The 13,471-nt window shown below is 54.2% G+C and carries 14 protein-coding genes; 5 read left to right on the top strand and 9 right to left on the bottom strand.

Features of this window, described 5'->3' with window-relative positions:
- Window positions 1–19 precede the first annotated feature (19 nt).
- The 6 genes from lepB to JW885_04305 all read right to left on the bottom strand — a co-directional run bounded on the left by lepB (window position 20) and on the right by JW885_04305 (window position 6,207).
- On the bottom strand, window positions 20–664 hold the full coding sequence (gene lepB / locus JW885_04330; GenBank protein ID MBN1881379.1) for a signal peptidase I: 645 nt from the start codon (window positions 662–664) through the stop codon (window positions 20–22).
- Between the two features lie 66 nt (window positions 665–730).
- Entirely contained in the window at window positions 731–1,612 is an 882-nt protein-coding gene (gene rfbD, locus JW885_04325) for a dTDP-4-dehydrorhamnose reductase (protein ID MBN1881378.1), read from the bottom strand.
- Window positions 1,609–2,619, bottom strand: a complete 1,011-nt coding sequence (gene rfbB, locus JW885_04320; GenBank protein MBN1881377.1) for a dTDP-glucose 4,6-dehydratase — start codon at window positions 2,617–2,619, stop codon at window positions 1,609–1,611. The genes rfbD and rfbB overlap by 4 nt, the downstream gene beginning before the upstream one ends.
- Before the next feature lie 109 nt (window positions 2,620–2,728).
- On the bottom strand, window positions 2,729–3,196 hold the full coding sequence (locus JW885_04315) for a dTDP-4-dehydrorhamnose 3,5-epimerase family protein (GenBank protein ID MBN1881376.1): 468 nt from the start codon (window positions 3,194–3,196) through the stop codon (window positions 2,729–2,731).
- Between the two features lie 7 nt (window positions 3,197–3,203).
- Complete coding sequence (locus JW885_04310; GenBank protein ID MBN1881375.1) at window positions 3,204–3,932, bottom strand: NTP transferase domain-containing protein; 729 nt, start codon at window positions 3,930–3,932, stop codon at window positions 3,204–3,206.
- Window positions 3,933–4,002: 70 nt separating this feature from the next.
- Window positions 4,003–6,207 carry an LPS-assembly protein LptD gene (locus tag JW885_04305; protein MBN1881374.1) on the bottom strand — a complete coding sequence of 735 codons (2,205 nt, stop codon included), beginning with the start codon at window positions 6,205–6,207 and terminating at the stop codon, window positions 4,003–4,005.
- A gap of 223 nt (window positions 6,208–6,430) precedes the next feature.
- Here JW885_04305 and JW885_04300 point away from each other — a divergent pair, with 223 nt between their 5' ends.
- Complete coding sequence (locus tag JW885_04300; protein ID MBN1881373.1) at window positions 6,431–6,958, top strand: DUF4405 domain-containing protein; 528 nt, start codon at window positions 6,431–6,433, stop codon at window positions 6,956–6,958.
- Window positions 6,959–7,037: 79 nt separating this feature from the next.
- Here JW885_04300 and JW885_04295 read toward each other — a convergent pair whose 3' ends face one another.
- A complete protein-coding gene (locus JW885_04295; GenBank protein ID MBN1881372.1) occupies window positions 7,038–7,799 on the bottom strand; it encodes a class I SAM-dependent methyltransferase in 762 nt (253 codons plus the stop codon).
- 494 nt (window positions 7,800–8,293) lie between these two features.
- Between JW885_04295 and JW885_04290 the strand changes: the two genes are divergently transcribed.
- On the top strand, window positions 8,294–8,479 hold the full coding sequence (locus JW885_04290; protein MBN1881371.1) for a hypothetical protein: 186 nt from the start codon (window positions 8,294–8,296) through the stop codon (window positions 8,477–8,479).
- Between the two features lie 201 nt (window positions 8,480–8,680).
- Here the strand turns inward: JW885_04290 and JW885_04285 are convergent, their stop codons facing one another.
- Together JW885_04285 and JW885_04280 are read right to left on the bottom strand one after the other, a co-directional pair.
- The gene (locus tag JW885_04285) at window positions 8,681–9,250 is read right to left on the bottom strand and encodes a hypothetical protein (protein MBN1881370.1); all 570 of its coding nucleotides are present in this window, start codon (window positions 9,248–9,250) and stop codon (window positions 8,681–8,683) included.
- A 202-nt stretch (window positions 9,251–9,452) separates the two neighbouring features.
- Window positions 9,453–10,523 carry a Gfo/Idh/MocA family oxidoreductase gene (locus tag JW885_04280; GenBank protein ID MBN1881369.1) on the bottom strand — a complete coding sequence of 357 codons (1,071 nt, stop codon included), beginning with the start codon at window positions 10,521–10,523 and terminating at the stop codon, window positions 9,453–9,455.
- Between the two features lie 235 nt (window positions 10,524–10,758).
- Between JW885_04280 and JW885_04275 the strand changes: the two genes are divergently transcribed.
- The 3 genes from JW885_04275 to JW885_04265 are packed head-to-tail and all read left to right on the top strand — an operon-like array spanning window position 10,759 to window position 13,471.
- The gene (locus JW885_04275; GenBank protein ID MBN1881368.1) at window positions 10,759–11,193 is read left to right on the top strand and encodes an RrF2 family transcriptional regulator; all 435 of its coding nucleotides are present in this window, start codon (window positions 10,759–10,761) and stop codon (window positions 11,191–11,193) included.
- Window positions 11,194–11,209: 16 nt separating this feature from the next.
- Complete coding sequence (cysK, locus tag JW885_04270) at window positions 11,210–12,142, top strand: cysteine synthase A (GenBank protein MBN1881367.1); 933 nt, start codon at window positions 11,210–11,212, stop codon at window positions 12,140–12,142.
- 42 nt (window positions 12,143–12,184) lie between these two features.
- Window positions 12,185–13,471 carry an O-acetylhomoserine aminocarboxypropyltransferase/cysteine synthase gene (locus JW885_04265; protein ID MBN1881366.1) on the top strand — a complete coding sequence of 429 codons (1,287 nt, stop codon included), beginning with the start codon at window positions 12,185–12,187 and terminating at the stop codon, window positions 13,469–13,471.

Raw genomic sequence — 13,471 nt, 5'->3', positions numbered from 1 at the left:
ACACCGATATATGCGACACTCAGCGGTTGATTATGGTTCCAATACGATCCCAGCGGATATTGGCAAAGCGGGCGAGATAGCCCCCCGCCTGGATGTCACATGACCAGTATATCAATTGTGCGGTTCCGGTCAACTCCTGGGTATGAACAAAACCCCAGAAGCGGGAATCCACGCTGGTGTCCCGGTTGTCCCCCATCATGAAATAGGAATCGGGGGGAACGACGATCGGGCCGAAATTATCCCGCTCGCCAGGCACAATGTCAGGATCCGAGTGTATCTCGCTCTCTACGAAGTACTCCTCACCGTTGATATATACCCGCTTGTCCCTGATTTCCACCGTATCGCCCGGCAGCCCGATCACCCGTTTGATATAGGGAATCCGCCTGTCTTCCGGATACTCAAACACCACGACGTCGCCCCGTCTCGGTTCCCGAATGGCAAGCACCTTTACATCCGAAAACGGAATGCGGGTGCCGAAGACGAATTTGTTGACAAAAAACCGATCTCCCTCGAGTATGGTGGGTATCATGGAGCCGGTGGGGACCATGAAGCTGGGAAAGATAAACGCCTTGATGATAAGCGCCAGCATCATGGCGATGGTGATGGCCTCGGCGTATTCACGGAATACGCTCAGTCTGGTTTCTTTTTCTTTATACGCCATCATCACACCATTCAGACCACACTTGCCGAAATATTGCCGAATTCCCCCCGCCGCTGCTTGTCACAACGATTATTCAACAGGCAGGTTTTTCCGGCGAAGATACGCCGCCAGCCCCTCCCGCCAGGAGGGCATGGTCATACCGGTGTCCTTTTGAAACTTCATCATATCGAATACGGAGTTCCCGGGCCGCCTGGCAATCGCCGGATAGTCCTCAGTGGATACGGGGACCACCCGCACGTCCTTCCCTGTTCGAGTCATGATTTCCCGGGCGAAATCGAACCAGGTCGTTTCTCCGGAGTTGGCTACGTGATAGACGCCTTGATGTTTTCCCTCCACCAATGTCGTCAGCGCCCGGGCCAGATCTTCGGTATATGTGGGAGAGCCCCGCTGATCGTCAACAACCCGGAGCTCGTCTCTCTCGTCGGCGAGTTTCAGTATCGTCTCAACGAAGTTTTTCCCCTCGGGACCGTAAAGCCATTGGGTCCTGACGATGAGCGCGTCGGGACACGCATCGAGAGTCCTTTTTTCTCCTTCGAGCTTGGTCTGTCCGTACCAGTTCACCGGCTCGGTCGGATCGTCCTCCCGCCAGGGAGTCTCTTTCTTTCCGTCAAAAATGTAATCGGTACTGATATATACCACCCGGGCTCCGATCCTCCGCGCCGCCCGGGATATGTTTCCGGCGCCGTCACCATTAATGCGCATCGCCGCCTCCCGTTCGGTCTCCGCCAGATCGACGGCGGTGAAGGCCGCACAGTTGATGATGACCTCCGGCGGCTCAGGTAAACCCTCCAGAGCACTGTCGAACGCTTTGTTATCGGTAATGTCCGCCTCCTCCACATCCCACAGCGTAAGATTATGCTTCGGGGACCTATCCCGAAGGACACCTGTGAGGTCTGTGCCCAACATCCCTCGGGCTCCGATCAACAGTATCCGCACAAGATTCGTTCCTATGAAAGATCTCCGTAAAAGTTCTTGTAGTATTCCTGATACTGACCGCTCTTGATCTCCTCCCACCACCAACGGTTTTCCACGTACCAGGTGACCGTCTCCTCCATCGCCCGATCGAAGGTATACGACGGCGCCCAGCCCAGCTCTTTCTGAATCTTGGACGAATCGATGGCGTACCTGCGGTCGTGGCCGGGTCGGTCCGCCACGAAGCGGATGAGGTCGGTGGACTTGTCAAGGGCCGCAAGTATCGCCTCGGTGATCTCAAGATTCGTCCGCTCGTTGTTCCCGCCGATGTTGTATACCTCGCCGGGGACACCTTTTTTCAGCACCGTCTCGATCGCCGCGGCATGATCCCAGGTGTGCAGCCAGTCCCGGATATTCTTCCCATCGCCGTAAATCGGCAGGGGCTTGTCCTCCAGGGCGTTTGTGATAAAAAGCGGGATAAGCTTTTCCGGGAATTGATAGGGACCATAGTTGTTGGAACAGCGGGTGACCATTACCGGGAGACCGAAGGTCTTGAAACTGGCCAGGGCCAAAAGATCCGCCGATGTCTTGCTGGCGGAATACGGGCTGGTGGGGTCCAGGGGTGTCTGTTCGGTGAAATACCCTGTCGGCCCCAGGGAGCCGTACACCTCATCGGTGGAAATCTGGACAAATCGGGAGATATTATATTTCTTGGCCGCATCCAGAAGCACGTGGGTGCCCAGGATGTTCGTTTTGATGAACGTATCGGGGTCTATGATAGAGCGGTCCACGTGAGATTCGGCGGCGAAATTGACCACCGCATCGATCCCGTCGGCCATGATCTCTCCCACGAGCGTGGCGTCGATTATATCACCCTTGACAAACCGATACCGGCGATTATCTTCCACAGACTTCAGGTTCGCTAAGTTTCCCGCATAGGTGAGGGCGTCGAGGTTGACGATTTCTAAGCCTTCGTCTTTCTCCAACAGGTATAAAATGAAATTGGAGCCGATAAATCCGGCCCCACCGGTCACCAAGAGTTTCATCGTGTTTACATGCTCCATGTAGTGTGTGGAAAAAATGAAGGTATCCTATTCACATGGATACCGGAGCCAGCCGTCTCTGATGTACCGCCGCCTGTTGTATCGCCGCCCGTTATCCATCCTTTCTATCCCAATCGTAGGGTATGTCGTTTTCGTGGGGATGAACCCGATATTCATCCGGATTTTTACGATCGTAGGGTTCCGTGGGCGTGTTGATGACGATGGCCTCCACCTCCGAGATGCACTTGAACCCGTGAAACACTCCCGGCGGAATGACCACAAGCTGGGGATTGTGCTCACCCATAAACAGCTCCATGACGTTCCCCTTCGTGGGGCTCCCATCCCTGGAATCGTACAGCACGATCTTCATCATTCCCCTGACAACCGCCATATGGTCCGTCTGCTCCTTGTGATAGTGCCACCCTTTCACTACTCCCGGAAACGCCGTGGTCATATAGACCTGGCCGAATTTCTGGAAAAACTCATCGTCGCACCTCATTATCTCCATGAGACGACCCCGTTCATCCGGGATTGTCTTGAGCCGTTTGACCACGACCCCCGCTATATCCGATGATTTCATTGTCTCCCTATACGTTGTTGGCCCCTGTCTTGGCAACGAGCCCGCTGGCCGAAAGAAGTGAGTCGAAGGTGCCCGCGTCGGACCACCAACCGTCGATGACGCTCCACGTCAGGGCGTCTCGCTCTATGTAGGCGTTGTTGACATCAGTGATTTCCAACTCTCCCCGATCCGACGGTTTGAGTATTTTTATGATACTGAAAACCTCATTGTCATAGAGATATATCCCGATAACGGCATAATCCGATTTTGGATCTTTCGGTTTTTCCTCTATCTTAACGACTTTGTCGCCCTTGAGGACCGGCACACCGAACCGCTGGGGGTCCGAAACCTCTTTTAAGAGTATCTTCGCCCCGTTTCCCTGATTGTCAAAATCCTTCACCGCCTGGATGATGTTTTTCTCGATAATGTTGTCCCCCAGCACCACGCAGATGGCCTCTCCCTCGGCGAAATGCTCCGCCAGGCTCAGGGCGTCCGCAATGCCCCCTTCCCCTTCCTGGTACGCGTAGTGCAGGCGCTTCAGGCCGAAGTCAGCACCGTTTTTCAACAGGCGCAAAAAATCGCCGGCGCTGTTTCCACCGGTGACGATGAGGATATCCTCAATACCCGCATTGACTAGGGTCTGAATCGGGTAAAATATCATTGGTTTGTCATACACCGGCAGGAGATGCTTGTTGGTTACCCTCGTGAGTGGATAGAGCCTGGTGCCCAGCCCCCCCGCTAAAATAACACCTTTCATACCTGTTCCTTTTCATTCATTCCAAGATGATGTCGTATTCATCGTACGAGCGATTCACACCCGACGAACATCAGTCCCCATACGAGATGGAGCCCAATCCCGTCAGGGAGATGGTCATCATAAAGCCGTAGTCGTCCGAATCATCACTCGTGTCTTCTTCGTAATACACGTCCAAAAAGACCGCCCAGCATTGTTTGTGGTAATCGAAGCCGATGCTGTAATATCGCCTCTCATCGTCGGTCTTATGCAAAACACCGTCTTTGTATTCTTCATCGTTGAACACACAACTGGTTTCCAAATAGAGATCAAGATCTCTGTATGCAACCAGTTTCAACTCCCCGAAAAGCCTATCGTACTCTTGTGTGTAAAACTGCTCATCCTTGATATTATAGTATATTTCTTCAATCCTCGAATACCCGACCTTCAGATAATCGCCCCGGGAATCGGTGACGCTCATATCCCCGGAGAGCCGGGAAATGTTGTTCAAATAGTGGTCTATGTCCATCTCGAACCCGAGGCTGAAGTGATTGCAGGGGTTCAGACGCACCTCGTAGAACGAGGTGACATAGGTTTCGGGAAGATTGTAGTTGACGCTGTCAGGATCCTTGTCGAAATCCATCGCGACGCCCGCCTTGAGATAGAAAATCTCGAGCGTATCGGGCGTATCGGCAAAGACGGGATTCCCGTTGAGACTGCTCTCCAGAGAAAAAGTGAGTATGCTCCTCCCCCACACCCGATCCACGGAATCGAACCGGGGGTAGTGTTTCTGTTCGAGGTCCGGGGCGAAGGTGTAGGACACGCCGGGTCTGATGAGCCACGAGAGCGTATCATACGGACCTCCATCCGGATAGACGGTGGACACATGTTCGCTGAACGCCTTCACCCCCGCCACGTAGGTGTATCGATCGGAACTGTTGTCGCCGCGGTTGTTGTCGTCGGTCCACCACCAGGTGGCGATGCCCTCGGCCCAGGGTTCCACGGTCAGGTATTTCAGGGAGATCGGCGCGGAGAGCCTGGGGTTGACGTTCAGACGTACCCCTTCAGTCCCTTTCTCGCGATAAAAATAGACCATCGTGGGTGACATCCTGAACACCAGAGGCGTATGGGGTATCTCAACCGGCCGCACCGTGAACCCCGCCTCGGGTAGCCGATGGAGGGTTCTTTCATCCCGCCGATCGTCCAGATCGTCGAGATAGCTGAAATTGACGTAGGCGAAGGCCCAGTCAAAGTCCCGGGATAAATTCACCCTGGACTCCATATAGTCGGAGTCTCTTTGTTCGATATTGTCGTACGAGTCATACAGGTCGTCGATGTAATCGTCATCGCTGATCATGTTGATGTCCACAAACGCCTGGATACCCCCGGGGAGCACCTGGGAATGGTCGAAGGAGAACGCCCAGCGAAAGTCGGTATACGTACGGCCGGTATCCACGTCCTTGCGGTTATGGTCCTCGATAAAGCTGTAGTTGATCTGGCCGTACAGGTCTTCGGCCAGAACATATCGATATTCCAGCCCCACCTTCAGGCCCCGCTCGGTCATCACATCACCGATGATGGTGGCGTCCATGCTCTTATTGATGGCCCAGTAAAAGGGGAGCGTGAACGAAAAGCCGTCGTCGCTGGACGAGCCGAATGACGGCATGAGAAGCCCGGTCTGCCGCTCCCTCTTGACCGGGTAGATGCCGTAGGGAAGGTACATGACCGGCACGTCCTTGACCCGGAACACCCCGTCCCAGACTTCCGCGTACCCGCCGACGGTCACCTCGGCTTTTCTGCCGGAAATCCTCCAGGCCGGTACCTCCCCGTCGCAGCTGGTCAGGCTTCCCCTGAAGGCCCGATAGGTATCCTCGCCGGTCTTCTCCAGTTCCTCGCCGGCGACGTAGAAATGTTTCTCGGCATAAAAGATCATTCCGTTATAGAGGATACCGGTCTGGGTGTCTATATTCAGCTCAACCCGGTCCGCCTCTACCCGGTTCTCCCCATCATAATACACCACGTTCCCCTCGGCAACGGCGTCCTTGGTGACGGCGTTGACCCTGATTAGGTCCGCATTGAGCATGGAGGTTCCCCGGGTGATTTCAACATTCCCCTCGGCGATGTATACATTATTTTCCCGATCATAGCTGAGCATATCAGCTTCGATCGTGACGGGCGTGGTCGGATCGCCGAAATAGTCGTCATCGACCTGCGCCGTCGCAAACGGCGCAACGGCCACCACAGCGATGACCAGCATCGCTGAACCGATACATCGAATCAATGCTATACATGATTTCATGGGTCGTATCTATTCCCTAAAAACACCAATGAAAATTCATAACATATAAAAAGTTCCATTTCAAGGAAATAACAGCGTGATTCTTTGCACGCCCATTTCGGCGTTTCGCGGAATATTCGCACCCCCCGAAGAAAAAAACGAAGGATATCCCCATATCGCCTGTTAGTATCAACAAAAGGGAGGACCTGCTGTTCACCACTTTCTTATCTGGAGAAAGGCTCTTATGATGGACAAAAACAAGATCAACTTCTGGATCGATGCGGCAACATTCGTGGTCTTCGTCATCCTGGTATTCACCGGCTTTCTTCTGTACACCCATGCATTCGGCGGATCCGGTAGAGAGGGCGGTTTCACCATCGGCGGCCTGAGCTGGAAGGACATTCACATGATCGCCTCCCTGGTCTTCCTTGCGCTGATTATCGTGCACCTGGTGTTCCATCGTTCCTGGGGTGCGACGTGCGGGAAGAAATACACCGGTGTCGGGTTGTGGATACTGGGAGCGCTCATGGGGCTGTTACTCTTGGCTGCGGTGTGCGTCCCCTTCTTCTTCGCGGGGGAACACCCGGGAGGAAACGGATATCGAGGAGGCAGGGGGGTCGATTACGGGATAGAATCGAACCTCTCCGGATTCAACCGGGGCCCCGGCCCGGGAAGGATCTCGGGTGATGTGAACCTGAAAACAGTCGAAATACCTGCGAAAACAGCCCCCGGCACGAGAGCCGGGGGCCATCGATGGGGAAAAAACCGGTAGGACAAGACCGGAAACACTCTTCGAGAGCCGGATGAAAAAAGACCGGGCGTATGCCGGCCTCACGAATACTTCCAGTATTTTATAGCGCGCCGTAGACGACATTCGTCGTATATTCAATGTATACTTTCCCGTCCTTGTTTAATTCACCGAAAAGAGCGCGAACCGCATCCAGCATTTCCTCATAATTATCATCATCGGGTGACGGAGCGTACGTGTTTGACAATATCCTTTCGACAAGACCGTCCTCGGAGAGTGTTTGAGAATAGGGAAAGTACGCTGTTTTGTATTTCCGGGAACCGTATAAGGATCCGATTTTTTCATCATCAATCTTATCCCGTTCGTGCGCCGCATACCCGGATGAATACGTACGGAGAATTTCATTATACGCCGTCAAGAAATCAGACCCGTGAGTATTTCGGACGTTCCATATCAGTACGACCATCCCCCCTCCACGCAATATCCGCCGGAATTCTTGGCGGGCTCTCCTCACATCAAACCAATGAAACGCCTGGGCGGCGAACACAAAATCGGCCGCATGATCCGGCACATTCATCTCTTCCGCCGTGCCCTTGACGGATATATATTTTTTATATCGGGATAGGTTTCTCTCTGCAATCACACGCATTCGGTCATTCGGCTCGACGGCATACGCTCGATTTTCGTTCTGCAGGAGAATTTCAGTAAGCTTTCCGGTCCCGGCCCCAACATCAACCACGACATGCGATGCATCCAGTCCAACCTCCACCCTGAGAAAATTCATCATCTCGACCGGGTAGGAAGGTCTGAACCTGTCGTACTCCTCCGATCGTTCATCAAATCTGTGTATTGCGTCGGTCATCATCGGCCCGTTATCGTTGTTCCGATTTTTCCGATATTCCCTTCCCGATAGGTACACACCCACAGTCTTTCTTGGATTGATACGTCCTCTCTTTTATCAGCATTTTACCATACGTTTTTTAACCATCCATCCTCAACACGTGAGAAATAGTGTCACATCTCCGCTCGAACAGGGGGAGGGACCACCCAGAAAAAACAGCCAACAGGTATCCCGCATTTGAAAAACGGGGCCGCCCCGCCTTGACCGTTGGTTCACAGCGGCATTACGTTCTTTTCTCCCGCCAGTGTACTCCGAAAATCGACCGCCCCTTTTCAATACCTTTTTAATAAAAAAATACTTGACAGAGATGTGATATTTTATATAATATAGCTTAAAATGATATGTTATTTAACCACCTTTAAGCATAATTATGCGTTATTTAAGCATAATTATGCTTTCGGGTAAACGGCACCGAACAGGGAGCACCGTTTTTTGTCACCCAAACAAGGATGAACGCCATGAATGGGAAGATGGAACAGGCAACAAAAATCCTGATGACTAAACTGGATGTCAACAAAAAGGATGCGGTCAATCGAATCTCTCACCTCGCCGCGTTGAAAAATCTCGATACCGAAAAAACCTGTGACGTGATCATCCAGCTTGAAAATATCGTCTCGGAGAAGTGGTTCGCCACGTCGGCGTAGGAATCCGCCTCTTTTCCGTCGATGCACATGCACACCACCGTCCGTCGACCATGGACATGATCCAAAGACACCGGTGTCATCGTGCAATCCCGACCCGTCAAGGATCGGGCGTTGATATACTCTTTTTTCCCGAAAAGAAACGGGGAGCGAAGGTCATCGCTCCCCGTTTCTTTGTCAGATTGTAATCGAAATCTTCAGTCCCTACTGTCTTCCCCAGTAGCCGATGACATCGGAAATGGTCTCGGCCATGGCGCCGTTGAGGGATTCGGCGTGGGCCTGGTGACGCACCTTGGAGATGATGTTCCCCGTGGCGTTGTCCACAATATAAATTTCCACCTCCACGAACGGGCCGCCGATGCCCCACCAGCTTCCGCCGCCGCCGGCGTAATAATCGACCATGGCGCTGTGTACGGTGATGTCCGCGTTCTTATCCACAACGGACAGTCCCAAACGTCCCAATCCCTGACGCAGGTTCTCCGTCAGGGCGTGCTGGGCGTTCACGTCGATGGTGCGGGAGATGTTTTCAAAGGGGATGACTTCGACGGTCTTGTACTGGGAGAGGCTCACGCCCGGCTCGGTCCATACCCATGCGTTGCTGGAGTCCTCGTACATGTCGGTATAATCGGGGATAAAGTCCCACACCTCGTCGGAACTGCGGAAATCATCATCGTTGACGAGAAGTTCCTGCCCCAGTGCCGGCACCGTTAACAGCACCACCAGCAGCGCCACAAGGGAAAATAAAAACAATCGCGTTGCACGACGATCACACATTGAAGCCTCCTTTTTCAAAAATAGTTAAATTAGTATACTCTATTTTCACGTATTCTTCAAGTTACCATACATTACGATCGAATCCGTGTGCCGTGTCACATTTTATGAGAAGAAATACAAAAGCTTCACACAATAGACGGGCCTCGACCGTACCGATCCCGATCCACCACTCACCCGCACGCCGTCGCAGGCGGGGCGCCGATCAAAAATCCATCTGCGGTATGTCCATCACCCTTCCCTCATCGGCGGACATGCTGGCACACAGGGCAATATTCAAGGCCGCAATGCCGTCCTCCCCCGTCACCGGCACCGGGAGGTCGTCCGCCACCGTCTTTGCGAAATAACCGGCAAAATCCGCGATGTTTCTCACCTCATGAATCTCATTACCGAACAACTCCACCACCGTCTCCTCAGGCGGCCTCCCGTGGGCCCGATAGGCCACCACCCCCATATGCTCGCTGACGTAGTTGTCAAGGGGCGATCTCTCCTTATCCTTCACCGAGCTCCAGAGGGTCCCTTTCGTACCGTTTATCACGATCGTCAGGTCGAAATCGAATCCGGTCAGTACGTGAGACACCTCCCAGATCGAGCCGTCTTCAAAGATGCCGTGGGCGTACGCCATATCCTCGAAGTCGAAATCATCAAAGACCCAATCGTTCTTTACGCAGCCCACCCTCGTCATCTCCATCCCCTTGTAGTAGCGTAACAGATCGAACCAGTGACATGTCTCCTCAACGATCATACCGCCCGAAAATTCCTTCTTCTGTATCCACCGCTCCCACTTGTCCCGCAGAAAGGGCCCGCGAAAATGCTGCAGAGACATCCCCGCAATCGTCCCCAGGACACCCTGATCGATGAGCTCTTTTGTGCGTACGGTCACCGGATTCAGGCGGTATTCATACCCGACACAAAGCTTGACATCCTTTTGCTTCGCCGCGGTGACGATATCCACGGCACTCGGGATGTCCAGGGCCACCGGTTTTTCCAAAAGGAGGTGCTTGCCCGCTTCAATCACCGCCAGGGCCACCTCCCGATGGGTATGGTCCGGCGTGGCCACCACCACGAGGTCAAGATCCTTCCGGGCAAGAAATTCGTCAAGATCGGTATAGGTGTCGGTCTTGAAATACTCCCGGGCCTGAGCCAGGCGATCCTCCATCAGATCACATACCGCCAGCATCCGGGCGTGTTCGCTCTCCATCAGCCCGATCACATGTGCGCGCCCGACTCCCAATCCGATAACTCCCGCCCCCGGAACCTTTTTCTTCGCAGTCATATATAATATTCCTTTCGGCACGGTATATGCCAATATAGAAAAAGATATCCTCACGCATCGGCACCACCCGCCTGTAATACGCACTTATACTACACCATTTGCAGTAAAAAGAAAATACCGCATATCAATCAATGCTCATACAAATTTTTAAAAAATGCGGGTTTTTATTGCTTTTATTTCAAATATAATAAATAATGTTTGGGAAAATTCTTATTCCCATTCAAAAGGATTCCCCATGAGACTCACCACGCTTTCCCGATACGGAACCAGGGCGCTATTTGATATCGCCTATTACGGACAGGGCGAAGCTGTCCGGGCGTCGGAGATCTCCAAGCGCCAAAATATTTCACTCAATTACATTGGACAGATATTTCTGAAGCTCAAGAGGGCCGGACTTATCAAGAGCCATAGAGGGCGCTCGGGCGGATATGTCCTGAGTGCCGCGCCGGAGGAGATCACTCTTCTTGCCATCATCGAGGCGGTGGAGGGACCCATCGCTCTCGTCTCGTGTGTCAACAATCATAAAGACTGTATGTTTGTGGAGTCGTGCATCACCCACGACGTGTGGGTAGAGGCGAGCGAGATAATCGCGGATTATTTCAGAAACATTACTCTGAAAAACCTCATCGATCAGGGTAAGACCTTGGGCTTGGCGCGAGAGGCTTCATAAGGAAACGTCGCTCCGTATGATTTCCGAAACCATCACCGACCTCATCGGAAACACCCCATTGGTCAGGCTCAATCGGCTTTCCCGAGACCTCTCGTCCTCAATCCTGGTGAAACTGGAATCGAAAAATCCAGGCGGCAGCATCAAGGACCGTATCGCCCTTTCGATGATAGAAGCGGCGGAACACCAGGGTTTGATCACTCCGGGAGTATCCACCATCGTGGAACCCACATCAGGCAACACCGGCATCGGTCTTGCTCTGGTGGGGGCGGCTCGAAACTACCGGGTGGTCATCGTCATGCCCGATTCCCTGAGCCGCGAGCGTATGGACCTCCTAAGACTCTTGGGAGCTGATCTGGTACTCACGCCGGGGGCATCGGGCATTGAGGCCGCCATCGAAGAGGCTTCTCGGATACGAGACGAGACGCCGAACGCCTATATGCCGCTCCAATTTGAAAATCCCGAAAACCCCGCCGCTCACCGCCGCACCACCGCCGAGGAGATTTATCGAGATACCGAGGGTTCCGTGGATGTCTTTGTGGCCGGTGTGGGCACCGGCGGAACCATCACCGGCACAGGATCACGGCTCAAGGAGCTGATCGGCGACTGTCGGGTGGTGGCGGTGGAACCCGCAGGCTCCCCCGTGATCTCAGGAGGAAAGCCGGGACCCCATGGTATCCAGGGTATCGGCGCGGGATTCATTCCACAGGTATTAGACCTGACGGTGATTGATGAAATCATCACCGTCACAGACCAAGACGCCCTCACCACCGCCAGGAGGATCATCACCGAGGAAGGTATCCTGTGCGGCATCTCCTCGGGGGCAAACGTATGGGCCGCACGCAAGCTCGCCGCCCGACCCGAATACACGGGAAAAACCATCGTCACCATCATCTGCGATACCGGAGATCGATACCTCTCAACAGACCTTGCAAAAAGCACAAACGAATAGTATCATCTATATTCACTCCTTTCATCCTTCGGAAAAGCAAAGATGACAAATAAAAAAACGGATTCTTACGGCTTCGATACGCTGGCCCTGCACGGAGGGTACACACCGGATCCCGCCACCGGCGCCCGGTCCGTCCCCATCTACCAGACCACGTCGTTCGTCTTCGACGACGCGGAACACGCCGCCCGGCTCTTTTCCCTGGATGAATCGGGCAATATCTACACCCGCATCGGAAACCCGACCACGGAGGTGTTCGAAAAAAGAATGGCGCTGCTGGAGGGGGGGGTGGGTGCGCTTGCTGTCGCTTCGGGCCAGGCGGCGGTGAGCCTGGCGCTGCTCACCATCACCTCCGCGGGGGGGCACGTGGTATCCTCTGTGAGCCTCTACGGCGGAACCCACACCCTGTTTCATCACACCTTCTCCCGTCTCGGCATCGATGCGGATTTCGTGGATATCCACGATCTTGACGCTGTGAAATCCGCCCTGACCGACAGAACATCGTGCATCTACCTCGAGACGATCGGCAACCCGGCCATGGACGTCCCCGATATCCAAACAATCGCCGACATCGCCCATGCCCACGGCGTCCCGTTGATGGTGGACAACACCTTCGCATCCCCCGCCCTGTGCCGACCCCTGGAGCACGGAGCGGATATTGTGATACACTCGGCCACGAAATACATCGGCGGGCACGGCACCTCCATCGGCGGGGTCATCGTGGACGGCGGCGCCTTCGACTGGTCATCACGCCCCTTCTCACTTTTGACGGAGCCGGACCCCTCGTACCACGGGATCGTCTTTACCGACGAATTCGGCCCGGAGGCGTTCATCACCCGCGCCCGGGTGACGATGCTCAGGGATTTCGGCCCGGCCCTGTCACCCTTCAACGCGTTTCTCTTCATCCAGGGGTTGGAGACCTTGAGCCTGCGCATGCGGCGCCACAGCGAAAACGCACAAATCGCGGCCGAATTTCTCGACTCTCACCCGGCCGTCTCCCGGGTTTCCTACCCGGGACTGACAACTCACCCCACCCATGCATGCGCCGCACGATACCTCCCCGGCGGATGCGGGGGGATGATCGGCTTCGAGGTGATGGGGGGGATCGAGGCGGGGAAAAAGGTCATCAACAACGTCAAGCTGATTTCCCTTCTGGCCAACGTGGGGGACGCCCGGAGCCTCATCATCCACCCGGCCAGCACCACCCACCAGCAGCTGACCGAAACCCAGCGGCTCGAGGGAGGCGTGACCGACGGCTTTGTCCGCCTCAGTGTGGGGCTGGAGACGGCTTGTGACATCATCAATGATCTCGACTGTGCCCTGGGAGGGTGA

The sequence above is a fragment of the Candidatus Zymogenaceae bacterium genome (assembly GCA_016931225.1).
In the GTDB taxonomy this organism is placed as follows: domain Bacteria; phylum Desulfobacterota; class Zymogenia; order Zymogenales; family Zymogenaceae; genus JAFGFE01.
The sequence above is the reverse complement of the archived record's forward strand: the minus strand, read 5'-3'. Positions and strand labels throughout refer to the sequence as shown.

Bases quoted from the DNA above. Each gene is read 5' to 3' on its own strand.
- lepB (MBN1881379.1), bottom strand. From the start codon at position 664: ATGATGGCGTATAAAGAAAAAGAAACCAGACTGAGCGTATTCCGTGAA.
- rfbB (MBN1881377.1), bottom strand. From the start codon at position 2,619: ATGAAACTCTTGGTGACCGGTGGGGCCGGATTTATCGGCTCCAATTTC.
- JW885_04315 (MBN1881376.1), bottom strand. From the start codon at position 3,196: ATGAAATCATCGGATATAGCGGGGGTCGTGGTCAAACGGCTCAAGACA.
- JW885_04310 (MBN1881375.1), bottom strand. From the start codon at position 3,932: ATGAAAGGTGTTATTTTAGCGGGGGGGCTGGGCACCAGGCTCTATCCA.
- JW885_04305 (MBN1881374.1), bottom strand. From the start codon at position 6,207: ATGAAATCATGTATAGCATTGATTCGATGTATCGGTTCAGCGATGCTG.
- JW885_04300 (MBN1881373.1), top strand. From the start codon at position 6,431: ATGATGGACAAAAACAAGATCAACTTCTGGATCGATGCGGCAACATTC.
- JW885_04295 (MBN1881372.1), bottom strand. From the start codon at position 7,799: ATGATGACCGACGCAATACACAGATTTGATGAACGATCGGAGGAGTAC.
- JW885_04290 (MBN1881371.1), top strand. From the start codon at position 8,294: ATGAATGGGAAGATGGAACAGGCAACAAAAATCCTGATGACTAAACTG.
- JW885_04285 (MBN1881370.1), bottom strand. From the start codon at position 9,250: ATGTGTGATCGTCGTGCAACGCGATTGTTTTTATTTTCCCTTGTGGCG.
- JW885_04280 (MBN1881369.1), bottom strand. From the start codon at position 10,523: ATGACTGCGAAGAAAAAGGTTCCGGGGGCGGGAGTTATCGGATTGGGA.
- JW885_04275 (MBN1881368.1), top strand. From the start codon at position 10,759: ATGAGACTCACCACGCTTTCCCGATACGGAACCAGGGCGCTATTTGAT.
- cysK (MBN1881367.1), top strand. From the start codon at position 11,210: ATGATTTCCGAAACCATCACCGACCTCATCGGAAACACCCCATTGGTC.
- JW885_04265 (MBN1881366.1), top strand. From the start codon at position 12,185: ATGACAAATAAAAAAACGGATTCTTACGGCTTCGATACGCTGGCCCTG.